This is a genomic window from Microbacterium sp., from assembly GCF_047971895.1.
GTDB lineage: Bacteria > Actinomycetota > Actinomycetes > Actinomycetales > Microbacteriaceae > Microbacterium.
Genome location: NZ_JBKEAF010000036.1, coordinates 1 through 10,709 on the forward strand (window position 1 = coordinate 1; position 10,709 = coordinate 10,709).

General features: G+C 69.0%; 12 protein-coding genes. 2 read left to right on the forward strand and 10 right to left on the reverse strand.

Going from position 1 to position 10,709, the window contains the following annotated elements; translation table 11 throughout:
* On the forward strand, positions 1-892 hold an 892-nt coding region (locus tag ACK5IN_RS03635), incomplete at its 5' end, for an alpha amylase C-terminal domain-containing protein (RefSeq protein WP_416894858.1).
* Between the two features lie 16 nt (positions 893-908).
* Here ACK5IN_RS03635 and ACK5IN_RS03640 read toward each other — a convergent pair.
* Together ACK5IN_RS03640 and ACK5IN_RS03645 are read right to left on the reverse strand one after the other, a co-directional pair.
* A complete protein-coding gene (locus ACK5IN_RS03640) occupies positions 909-1,859 on the reverse strand; it encodes a tetratricopeptide repeat protein (RefSeq protein WP_416894859.1) in 951 nt (316 codons plus the stop codon).
* Positions 1,856-3,673, reverse strand: a complete 1,818-nt coding sequence (locus ACK5IN_RS03645) for a glycosyl transferase (RefSeq protein ID WP_416894860.1) — start codon at positions 3,671-3,673, stop codon at positions 1,856-1,858. Before ACK5IN_RS03645 ends, ACK5IN_RS03640 begins: the two co-directional genes overlap by 4 nt.
* A 173-nt stretch (positions 3,674-3,846) precedes the next feature.
* Here ACK5IN_RS03645 and ACK5IN_RS03650 point away from each other — a divergent pair, with 173 nt between their 5' ends.
* Positions 3,847-4,914 (forward strand): AI-2E family transporter, encoded by a 1,068-nt coding sequence (locus ACK5IN_RS03650; RefSeq protein WP_416894861.1) that lies wholly within the window; start codon positions 3,847-3,849, stop codon positions 4,912-4,914.
* Here ACK5IN_RS03650 and ACK5IN_RS03655 read toward each other — a convergent pair.
* The 8 genes from ACK5IN_RS03655 to rpsB all read right to left on the reverse strand — a co-directional run.
* Positions 4,911-5,192 carry a hypothetical protein gene (locus ACK5IN_RS03655; RefSeq protein ID WP_416894862.1) on the reverse strand — a complete coding sequence of 94 codons (282 nt, stop codon included), beginning with the start codon at positions 5,190-5,192 and terminating at the stop codon, positions 4,911-4,913. The genes ACK5IN_RS03650 and ACK5IN_RS03655 overlap by 4 nt on opposite strands.
* 9 nt (positions 5,193-5,201) lie before the next feature.
* The gene (locus ACK5IN_RS03660; protein ID WP_416894863.1) at positions 5,202-5,894 is read right to left on the reverse strand and encodes a transglycosylase SLT domain-containing protein; all 693 of its coding nucleotides are present in this window, start codon (positions 5,892-5,894) and stop codon (positions 5,202-5,204) included.
* A gap of 35 nt (positions 5,895-5,929) precedes the next feature.
* Positions 5,930-6,541 carry a DivIVA domain-containing protein gene (locus ACK5IN_RS03665; protein WP_416894864.1) on the reverse strand — a complete coding sequence of 204 codons (612 nt, stop codon included), beginning with the start codon at positions 6,539-6,541 and terminating at the stop codon, positions 5,930-5,932.
* Positions 6,538-7,617 (reverse strand): phosphatidate cytidylyltransferase, encoded by a 1,080-nt coding sequence (locus ACK5IN_RS03670; RefSeq protein WP_416894865.1) that lies wholly within the window; start codon positions 7,615-7,617, stop codon positions 6,538-6,540. The genes ACK5IN_RS03665 and ACK5IN_RS03670 overlap by 4 nt, the downstream gene beginning before the upstream one ends.
* Positions 7,618-7,624: 7 nt before the next feature.
* Positions 7,625-8,179, reverse strand: a complete 555-nt coding sequence (gene frr / locus ACK5IN_RS03675) for a ribosome recycling factor (RefSeq protein WP_416894866.1) — start codon at positions 8,177-8,179, stop codon at positions 7,625-7,627.
* Positions 8,180-8,227: 48 nt separating this feature from the next.
* Positions 8,228-8,947, reverse strand: a complete 720-nt coding sequence (pyrH, locus tag ACK5IN_RS03680; RefSeq protein WP_416894867.1) for a UMP kinase — start codon at positions 8,945-8,947, stop codon at positions 8,228-8,230.
* Between the two features lie 83 nt (positions 8,948-9,030).
* Positions 9,031-9,858 (reverse strand): translation elongation factor Ts, encoded by an 828-nt coding sequence (gene tsf, locus ACK5IN_RS03685; RefSeq protein ID WP_416894868.1) that lies wholly within the window; start codon positions 9,856-9,858, stop codon positions 9,031-9,033.
* A 38-nt stretch (positions 9,859-9,896) separates the two neighbouring features.
* On the reverse strand, positions 9,897-10,709 hold an 813-nt coding region (rpsB, locus tag ACK5IN_RS03690), incomplete at its 5' end, for a 30S ribosomal protein S2 (RefSeq protein ID WP_416894869.1).

Consider the following 10,709-nt stretch of genomic DNA (forward strand, 5'->3'; position numbering starts at 1 on the left):
GAACGTCTACGGCGGTCGGGAGAATCTCGAAGCGATCGGCTTCCTGCTGGAGGTCACCGCCACCGCGTACAAGCGGCACCCGGGAATCGCGATGATCGCCGAGGAGTCCACGAGCTACCCCGGGGTGACCGCCCCGACCAGCGTCGGCGGCCTCGGGTTCGGCCTCAAGTGGAACATGGGCTGGATGAACGACTCGCTCGAGTACATCAAGCGGGATCCCATGTACCGGCGGTATCACGAGGGCGAGCTGTCGTTCTCGTTCGTCTACGCCTTCAGCGAGAACTTCGTCCTGCCGATCAGCCACGACGAGGTCGTGCACGGCAAGGGCAGCCTGATCGGCCGGATGCCGGGCGACCACTGGCAGCGGCTCGCCAACGTGCGGGCGTTCCTCGCGTACATGTGGGGGCACCCCGGCAAGAAGCTGCTGTTCATGGGTCAGGAGTTCGGTCAGCTCTCCGAATGGGCCGAGGGCCGCGGCCTGGACTGGTGGCTGCTGGACCAGCCGTCGCACCGGCAGGTGCGCGACCTGGTCGGTGCCTTGAACGCCGTGTACCGTGCACATCCCGCCCTGTGGTCGCGCGACGACGACGCAGCGGCGTTCGCGCGCCTCGGCGGCCCGGACGGGAACCCCGACACCCTGTGCTTCGCGCGACACGGCCATGACGGGCGCGCCGTCGCGGTGGTCTGCAACTTCTCGGGCGTGCCCGTCGACGGCTTCCGGCTCGACCTGCCCGCGCCCGGCGTCTGGCGCGAGATCCTCAACACCGACGCCGCCGAGTACGGCGGGTCGGGGGTGGGCAACCTCGGCGCCGTGCACACGGACGAGAGCGGTCGCGCGACCATGGTGCTGCCGCCGCTCGGGGTGCTCTGGTTGGCGCGCGGACCGGCCTGAGCCGGGTCGTCGGCAGTCAGAACAGCAGCGAGGCCAGCCGCCGGCGCGCGTCGAGCACGCGCGGATCGCTGTCGCCGACCAACCCGAACAGCTCGAGCAGGCGCTCGCGGACACGGCCGCGCTCGGTGCTCGGGAGCGCGGCGAACAGCTCCAGCAGGCGCCCGAAGGCGTCGTCGACGTGCCCGCCAGAGACATCGAGATCGGCGACGGCGAACTGCGCGTCGACATCGAGCGGAGCGGATGCGGCTGCCGCACGTGCCGTCTGCAGGTCGGCGCCCTGCACCCGGTCGAGCAGGCGCACCTGTGCGAGGCCCGCCGCCGCCTCGGCATCGCGCGGGCTCTCCGCCAAAGCCTTCTCGTAGGCGGCAATCGCCCGCGGGTAGTCGCCCGCCTCGATGGCCGCGTATGCCTCGGCGTGCAACGGCGGCAGCTCGGGCTCGGCGGGCTCGGCGGCATCCGCCGGCTGCTCGCTGTCCGCGACCGGCACGGTCCCGGTGACGCCGTTCTGCTGGGCCACCTGCAGCAGCTGCGCGAACACGTCGCGCACCTGCTGCTCGGGCACAGCACCGGTGAACAGCGGCACCGGCTGCCCCGCGACCAGCGCGACCACCATCGGGATCGACTGCGCCCGGAAGGCCTGCGCAAGCTGCGGATTCGCGTCGACGTCGACCTTCGCGAGCACGACACGACCGGCCAGCTCGGTGACGACCTTCTCGAGGATCGGGCTGAGTTGCTTGCACGGCCCGCACCACTCGGCCCACAGGTCGACCACGACGGGCACGCGGCGCGAGAACTCGAGCACTTGCGGGAACATCTGGTCGGTGACGTCCATGACCAGCGACATGGCCTGGCCGTCCGCCGGGGCGCCTTCCTGCCCCTCCGCCGGCCGGTTGCGCAGGGCCGACAGGTCGACGGCGCCGCGCAGGACGGCACCCGGCTGTTGTGCCACTGTGTTGGGGTCGCTCACTTCTTGATCACCGCCGCTGAGAGGTATTCGGAACTGTAGCCGAGCAGGCGGATCTTCTCCGTCGAGCCCTGCCCGGGCACGTAGAAGAACAGCTGGTCGCTCATCGTTGTCACGACGCCGGTTGCCGACTCCGCGGCACCGGTCAGTGCCTTGACGGTCGGGTTCCCTTCGAGCTTGATGACGACATCCGAGTTCTTCGGCTCGACCGTGTCCGTCTCCAGTATGTTGACGGCCACGATCGCACCACTCTCCAGCGTAGCCAATGCCAGCGGATCCTCGCTGCCGGCCTTCGTGGCGAAGGTCAGCGTCGCCGTCTCTCGCCCGGTCTCGTTGAACGCGTCGAGCTGCTCTTGGCGCTTCTGCGCAACCGAGGCGGCGAAGTGGTCGTTGGTGAGGTCGAACATGCCTGCGAACTCGCTGGAGTCGCCGTTGTCGACCACATCCGCGTACGCGGCGGCCAGGTCGCCCGGCTCCATCACGAGGAACGGAGAGTCCGGCTGCACCTGGATGGCACCGATGTCGGCCGGGGCGACGCCGGGAAGTTCGGCGGACGCCTCCAGGCTCGCCAGATAGCGCACCTTGTAATCGCTCCACGGGTCCTGCTGTGTGAGCATCATGATCGTGGGGGCGACCGTCGCGTCGTCGTTGTCGTAGACGACGGACATCACCGTGCGCGGCCACCCGTCGAACTGCTGTGGCAGCATCACGGCGAGCGGCTTGGCGGGGATCGCGGGGAACGGCTCACGGTCGGCGATGGCCTCGTTGAGCTTGTAGTCGGTCAGCCGCTCGGCGAGGGCGGGCCCGGTGAGGCGTGTGCCCGCGAGGTCGCCGTCACGGGCCTCATCGGCCTCAGCGACGACCTGGGCGATCTCGGTGAGGATGCGCTCGGCCTGTGTGGAGGTCACGGCCGGCTGCTGCTGGCCGTCCGGCACGATCACCGATTCGGAGGGGCTGGGCGACGGCGACGCATCGGCTGCGAACTGCGGCCACGCGTCGGCCGAGCAACCGGCGAACAACAGTGCCGACACGGCGACCGCGGGAACGATGGCGTACGCACGCTTCGCGCGGGCGATGGCCCGTTCCGTCGGTGGCGAGCCGGCGGTGATCACGCCCTTGTCCCCCGCCTCGATGGTCAGGTCGATCGGCTGCGTCTCGGGCAGCGGCGGCGGACCCTTGCGGCGCGGACCGCGGGAACGACGCACGTGCCGGATGCCGAGCAGCCACAGCACAACGCCGATGACCAGGAACAGGCCGCCCAGCGCCATCAGGGGGCCGGCCCACGGTGTCGAGTTGTCCAGCGGCCACGAGACCGAGATATCGGCCGGTGCCGGCTCTGCGCCGTCCACCGAGATGAGCACGCTCATGGTGTCGGGCAGCTTCAGCGGTGCGACCAGAGCACCGTCCTGCCGGAACTCGTCGAGCCACAGGTCCGAGTCCGCGGGGTCGCGCGTGGCCGGGGGTGCCTCGAGGCCATCCTCGTCGACCGGGACGATCGCCGGCTCGACGGCGTCGACCACGATCTCGCCGTCCTCGATCGTCGCGTGGTTGTATGCGGTGTCCGCCAGCCACGCCGTCAGGTCGAGCGTGCGACCGTAGGCGGCGAACACGTCGCCCTGGTCGCGGACGACGAGCGTCTGGGTGCCCGGCATGCTCGTGAGCACCGCGCCGTCGACCAGCAGGTACGGCAGGTCCTCGGTCGCCGTGATCTCGGCGCGCTCCGTATCGGGACCCAAGAAGACGGTTCGCTGGGCGATACCCCCGGCGATGCACACGGCGGCGAGGATGAACGCCACCACAGCCCAGACAAAACGCACGCGAAAATCTCCATCCACGACCCGGGGAGAACGCGCCCCGAGTCTGCACACTCGACGTTTTCAGACTATCGAAGGCCACCTGAAAGACACCATGGAGGGGGTGGCGACGTCGCTGAACGTCCTCACGTGACTATTCTGACGTGACGGACCGGACCCCGTGCGATCGGAGCGCAATGAAGTTCACCAACCCGTTCCGCACGGCGCTCGTCGCGACACTGGGCGTCGGGCTCGGACTGCTGATCATCGGCAGCATCCAGACTCTGTCGACGATCCTGCTCTACATCGGCACCGCGCTGTTCCTCTCGCTCGGGCTCGAGCCGATCGTCGCCTGGCTCGAACGTCGCCGTCTGCCGCGCTGGGCCGCCGTGCTGCTGACCATCCTCGGTGTGCTGGCGCTGTTCGGCACGATCATGCTCATGATCGTGCCGATCATCGTCGACCAGGTCAGCCAGCTGGTCGTGATCATCCAGGAGTTCCTGGGCAGCCGCACGCTGCCGCAGTTCATCGACGACGTGCGGTCGTGGGTGCTGTCGATCTTCCCAGGGCTGCCGTCCGAGTTCCTCGACGATGCCCTGGCGAACCTGCAGGGCTGGGTGCTGGACAACTGGGGGTCGATCACCGGCGGCGTGATCAACGTCGGGCTCGGTGTCGTGGCGGGCCTGTTCGGTGCCTTCATCGTGCTCATCCTCACGATCTACTTCACGGCCTCGACCCCGACGCTCACCCGTGCGGTCAACCAGCTGGTTCCCGCCTCCAAGCGCGACCGGTTCGCCGACCTCTCCGCCCAGATCACCGACTCGGTCGGCCACTACGTGATCGGTCAGGTGTCGCTCGGGGTCATCAACGGCATTCTGAGCGCGATCTTCCTGTCGATCATCAATGCGCCGTTCCCCGCCGTGCTCACCGTCGTCGCGTTCTTCTTCTCACTGATCCCACTCGTCGGCACGCTCACGGGCTCGACGCTCATCGTGCTGGTGTGCCTCATCCCGGGGCTCGGGTCGCCGGCGACAGCGCTCATCGCCGCGATCTACTACCTGATCTATATGCAGATCGAGGCGTATGTGATCTCGCCGCGCATCATGAGCCGTGCGGTCTCGGTCCCGGGTGGCGTCGTCGTCGTCGCAGCGCTCGCCGGCGGCGCATTGCTGGGCCTGCTGGGCGCACTCATCGCGATCCCGGTGGCCGCCAGCATCCTGATCCTCTACCGCCAGGTCGTCATCCCGCGGCAGAACCAGCGCTAGGACATTCGCCAGCAGGCGGTGTGCCAGTGACGACGGGCCGCGAGGTCCGCCGCGTCGCCGAGCACGCCGTCCGCCCGCCAGGTCACGACGTGTGCGACACCCGGCTCGATCGCCCGCACGCAGCCGGGGCACCGGTAGGTCTTCAGCGCCTGGGTCGGCGAGATCGGCTGCACGGTCCACTCGACGCCGCGTCGCGACTCGGTGCGGTGGAAGCCGCTGAGGAATCGATCGAACGACGCAGCGGGCGGCTCAGGGCGTCGACGGTTGGCACGGGGCATCTCCCGGTGTCACCACCAGTGATTGTTGACCCAGAACGCGTAGGCGCCTGCCCAGCTGCCGTACCGGCCGGTCGCGTAGCCGTTGGCCCAGCGCAGATTGTCGACCGGGTTGTACCCGTTGCCCGGCACCTTGCTGCACGGCAGCGCCTGGACCAGGCCGCACGCTCCCGAGCTGCGGTTCGTCGCGTTCGGGTTCCACCCGCTCTCACGATTGACGATGTAGTCGACGTAGCCCCAGTCGCTCTCGGCGATCCCCGCGGCGATCAGCCACTCGGTCTTCGACCCTCCACCCGTGTACTGCAGAGGCATGCCGCTGCCCATCGACGCCTGCTTGGGTTTCGGCGTGGGCGTCGGCTTCGGCTTCACGTACACGGTGTAGCTGTCGCGATCGAGTGTGATCTCCGCCGTCTCTGCGAGGGGCTCGACCGTCTGAGCGCCGTCGACAGCGGTGGCGAACAGGGACGTCGTCGCAGCCTCGGGCTCGCTGAAGGCGACGGCCATCGGGCCGACGTACGCGCCGACGAAGGCCACCGCGGCGAAGGCGGCGAAGCCACCCAGCACACCGCGGCGACGCGACCACCGGGGCCGGTCACGCCGCGGCGCGGGCGCCGCCGGTGCGACGGGTCGTTCGCTCTCCGCCCCCGACGCCACGCGCAGCCTGCGCCGGGTTGGGGCGGGAATCATCTCGTTGCCCGGACTCACAATGACCCAATTCTATCGATCGGACCCTGAGTGTGTCATCCACGCACCGCGAGCATGACCTCGACGACCGCATCAAGGACGGCATCCACCTGCTCCTCGCGGTACCCGCGCCGCTGCATGCGGAACGCCGCCTGCCGCACCTGGTCCACCGTCACCGGCTCGCCTCGCTCGAAATAGCCGATGAGCTTGCGCGACACCAGGTCGACCTCGTCCATGCGGTAGCCGTACCGCATGCCGCTTGCCCGGGCGAAGCGCCGGCGGTCGGGGCGTGACAGCCGATCGAGCACCTCCTGGGCCAGCCCCCGGGCGCTGTCGACCCAGCCGCTGATGCCGTTGCGGCCGATCCCCTCGGCACGCTCGCGTGCGGCGAACACATCCTCCAGGCGCGCGAGCGCTGCATCCACGACCGGTACCGAGTACCCGCGCTTGAGCAGAGGGAACGACGCGCTGCGCACGGTCGCACTCGTGACCGCCGTCTCGGTGTCGTCGGACGGGCTCTCGAAGGCCGTACGCGTGCGCGCGAGGAAGACCTCGACCGCCCGTTTCTCATAGCCCTTCCGCCCGCGTGGGGCTTCGGGGAACGGCGCCGGCGCCGCGAGTGCGTCGCCGTGGGACGGGGCGTCGTCTGTCGTGAGGTCACCAGTCATGAGGTCATCAGGGGAGAGAAGAAGTAGTAGAGCGCCAGCGCTGGCACCGTGGACAGCAGGATCGAATCGAGCCGGTCGAGCACTCCCCCGTGACCGGGCAGCCAGGAGCTCATGTCCTTGATGCCGAGGTCGCGTTTGAGCATCGACTCCCCCAGGTCGCCGATCGTGGCCGCTGCCAGGACGGCGACGCCGAGCACGACTCCGCACCACAGCGGCAGGTGCAGCATGAAGAGTGCAAGCAGGAGGCCGGCGAGGATCGCTGCGAGCACCGCCCCGGCGAAGCCCTCCCAGGTCTTCTTCGGGCTGATCCGCGGCGCCATCGGATGCTTGCCGAACGAGATGCCCGCCGCGTATGCTCCCGTGTCGGTCGCCACCGCGACGATGATGAACGCGAGCACCCAGTACTCGCCCTGCTCCTGCCGCAGCAGCACCACGCACAGGCTGGCCAGGAAGGGGACGTAGAGCTGCAGGAAGACGCCGACGACGACATCGCGCAGCACGTCGCCGTATGTGCGGCCGTCCTTCGCGATCATCTGCGCGATGAGCCGCCACACCACGATGATCGCGACGCTACTGAACAGCGTCACCCACATCAGCGCGTCACCAAGCGTCGCCGCCGCGACGATGAGGGCGCTGCCAAGCATCAGCTGCGGCACCAGGTCGACGCGACGGCCGCCGACCTGCAGCGCTCGGGCCAACTCGACCGTGCCGAGGATGCTGGCTGCCAGTGCGAACAGAACGAAGATCCACTTCAGGAAGATCAGGCTCGACAGCACGACTGCCCCGATGGCGATGCCGATCAGGATCGCCACGATCAGATCGCGCCCGGTGCGCTGCTTGATGCGCTCGTTCGCCTGCTCGAAGTGCTCTCTCGCCTGTGCGACCTGGGACTCGAACTCCGTGCGCGCCGCGCGCATCGCCTCGTGCGGGAGCGGCGCAGACGGGGGGACGTGTGCGGGCGTCGGCGCAACCGGCGCGTCGACCCCGGTCACCGCCGCCTCGCGGCGTGCCCGCGCCGCCTCGCGGCGCGTCATCGGTGACGGTGCGGGTGACTCCCCGCCTGCGGTTTCGGACATGGAGGCGTCAGACTTCGAGGAGCTCTGCCTCTTTGCGCTTGAGCGCCTCGTCGATCTGCTCGACGTGCGTGCGCGTGACCGCGTCGAGCTCCTTCTCGCCGCGTGCCACCTCGTCCTCGCCGATGTCGCTCTTGAGCGCGTCAAGGTCGTCCTTCGCCTTGCGCCGCAGTCCGCGCACCTGCACGCGGGCGTCCTCCGCCTTGCTGCGGACCAGCTTGACGTACTCCTTGCGGCGCTCCTCGGTCAGCTCGGGAAGCGTCACGCGCACGATGTCGCCGTCGTTGGTGGGGTTGGCGCCGATGTTCGAGGCATCCCGGATGGTCTGCTCGATCGCCTTGAGCGCGGACTTGTCGTACGGGGTGATGACCAACGTGCGCGCTTCGGAGTTGTTCAGCGACGCCAGCTGCGCGAGCGGCGTGGGCGATCCGTAGTAGTCGACGAGCAGCTTCTGGAACAGCTGCGGGTTCGCGCGGCCGGTGCGAACGGTGGCGAAGTCGTCCTTCGCCGCCTCGACGGCTCGGTTCATGCGGGAGGTGGCATCTGCCAGGACGTCCGCGATCACGGTCACTCCATTCTTCGACATCAGGGGTCGAGTCTACCGGGCGGCGATTCAGCTCGTGACGAGCGTCCCGATGGACTCGCCCAGGAGTGCGCGCGTGACGTTCCCGCCGGGTTCCATGCCGAACACGCGCATGTCCATGCGGTTGTCCATGCAGAGGCTGAACGCCGTGGAGTCGACGACCTTCAGGCCCTTCTGGAGCGCCTCCAGGTAGGTGATCCGGTCGATGCGGGTGGCCGCGGCATCCGTCTTCGGATCTGCCGTGTACACACCGTCGACACCGTTCTTCGCGACGAGCACCTCATCGGCGCGGATCTCCAGCGCGCGCTGGGCGGCGACCGTGTCGGTGGAGAAGTACGGCAGCCCGGCACCGGCACCGAAGACCACGACCCGGCCCTTCTCCATGTGCCGCTCCGCGCGCAGCGGGATGTACGACTCGGCCACCTGCGTCATCTGGATGGCCGACTGCACCCGCGTGGCGGCGCCCGCCTGCTCCAGGAAGTCCTGCAGTGCCAGCGCGTTCATCACTGTGCCGAGCATGCCCATGTAGTCGGCGCGCCCGCGGTCCATGCCACGCTGGCTCAGCTCGGCGCCGCGGAAGAAGTTGCCGCCGCCGACCACCACAGCGATCTCCACCCGGTCGACAGCCGCGGCGATCTCGCGCGCGATCTGCGAGACCACATCGGGATTGACCCCCAGCTGCCCCCCGCCGAACGCCTCGCCGGAGAGCTTGAGCAGGACGCGCCGGCGTCCGGTGGATTCATCGATCACGGAGTTCCTCTCGTCCCGTCAAAACTTAGCGAATGGGCATGGGAAAGGCCCGCACCGGATCCGATGCGGGCCTTTCGCGCAGGTTACGCGCCGACCTTGAAGCGGGCGAACCCGGTGACCGTGATGCCGGCGTCCTTCGCGACCTGGGCGACCGACAGCTTGTTGTCCTTCGCGTAGTCCTGGTCGAGCAGGGCGACCTGCTTGAAGAAGGCGTTGACGCGGCCCTCGACGATCTTCGGCAGGGCGGCTTCGGGCTTGCCCTCGTTGCGCGAGATCTCGGTGACGATCTCCCGCTCCTTCTCGACCTCGGCGGCGGGAACGTCGTCGCGCGAGAGGTAGCTCGGGTTCGCGAACGAGATGTGCTGCGCGATCGAGCGCGCCGTCTCGGCGTCATCGCCCGAATAGGCCACGGCCACGCCGATCTGCGGCGGGAGGTCCTTGCTCGTGCGGTGCAGGTACACCTCGACGTGGTCGCCCTTCAGCGTGCGGACGCGCCGCAGCACGACCTTCTCGCCGATGATGGCGGCCTCGTCGGCGATGAGCTGCTCGATGGTCTGGCCACCGGCCTCGGCGGCCAGCGCCGCGTCGACCGAGTCGGCGGCAGCCGCGCCCGCCGCGTCGGCGACCTTGTCGGCGAGGGCGATGAAACGCTCGTTCTTCGCGACGAAGTCGGTCTCGCAGGCGAGCTCGACCAGGGTCACGCTGCCGTCGCCCTCGCGAGCGACGACCAGGCCCTCGCTCGTCGATCGGTCGGCACGCTTGGCGTTGCCCTTCGCGCCCTTCAGACGCAGGATCTCGACGGCCTTCTCGAGGTCGCCGTCGGCTTCCTCGAGCGCCTTCTTCGTGTCGACGAGGCCGGTGCCCAGCTGCTCGCGCAGCGTCTTGATGTCGGCGATGGTGAAGTTTGCCATTGGTGTGCGGCTCCTTGAAGTGTGCTCGTGGCGGGTCGTTACTCGGCGGCCTCTTCGACGGCCTCGGCCTTGTCTCGGGCCTCCTTCTCGGCGACCTCGTCGGTCTCCGGCGTCGGCGTCGTGCTGACCAGGTCGGCGTCGGAGGGCTGGTCGACGGCGGCCTCCGCCGCAGCGACCTCCCCGGTCGGCGTTCCTGCCGCGGCCGCAGCGGCGGCATCGTGCGCGGCGGCACCGGCCTTGTCTGCGGCAGACTCGGTCGCTGCGATCTCGACGGTGGCGAGATCGGTCTCGATCGTCGCGCCCTGCTCGAGAAGCTCGCGCTCCCACTCGGCCAGCGGCTCAGCGGCCTCGGCCGTCTCGTCGGCAGGCTGGTGGCGCTGGATCAGGCCGTCGGCCGCGGCGTCCGCGATGATGCGGGTGAGCAGCGAGACCGAGCGGATGGCGTCGTCGTTGCCGGGGATCGGGTACTGGAAGTCGTCGGGGTCGGCATTCGTGTCGAGGATGCCGATCACCGGGATGCCGAGCTTCTTGGCCTCGTCGATCGCGAGGTGCTCGCGCTTGGCGTCGACGACCCAGAGCGCAGACGGCGTCTTGCTGAGATTGCGGATGCCGCCGAGCGACTTGTGCAGCTTGTCGAGCTCGCGCTTCTTCAGCAGCAGCTCCTTCTTGGTGAAGGGGCTCGAGGCGGGGTCGTCGTAGTCGAGCTCCTCGAGCTCCTTCATGCGCGCAAGGCGCTTCGACACCGTCTGGAAGTTGGTGAGCAGCCCGCCCAGCCAGCGCTGGTTGACGTACGGCTGGCCGACGCGGGTGGCCTGCTCGGCGAGCACCTCCTGCGCCTGCTTCTTGGTGCC

What these genes read in the sequence shown, in the direction of transcription:
- ACK5IN_RS03650 (WP_416894861.1), top strand. Translation starts at nt 3,847, where the DNA reads ATGAAGTTCACCAACCCGTTCCGCACGGCGCTCGTCGCGACACTGGGC.
- ACK5IN_RS03655 (WP_416894862.1), bottom strand. Translation starts at nt 5,192, where the DNA reads ATGCCCCGTGCCAACCGTCGACGCCCTGAGCCGCCCGCTGCGTCGTTC.
- ACK5IN_RS03665 (WP_416894864.1), bottom strand. Translation starts at nt 6,541, where the DNA reads ATGACTGGTGACCTCACGACAGACGACGCCCCGTCCCACGGCGACGCA.
- ACK5IN_RS03670 (WP_416894865.1), bottom strand. Translation starts at nt 7,617, where the DNA reads ATGTCCGAAACCGCAGGCGGGGAGTCACCCGCACCGTCACCGATGACG.
- tsf (WP_416894868.1), bottom strand. Translation starts at nt 9,858, where the DNA reads ATGGCAAACTTCACCATCGCCGACATCAAGACGCTGCGCGAGCAGCTG.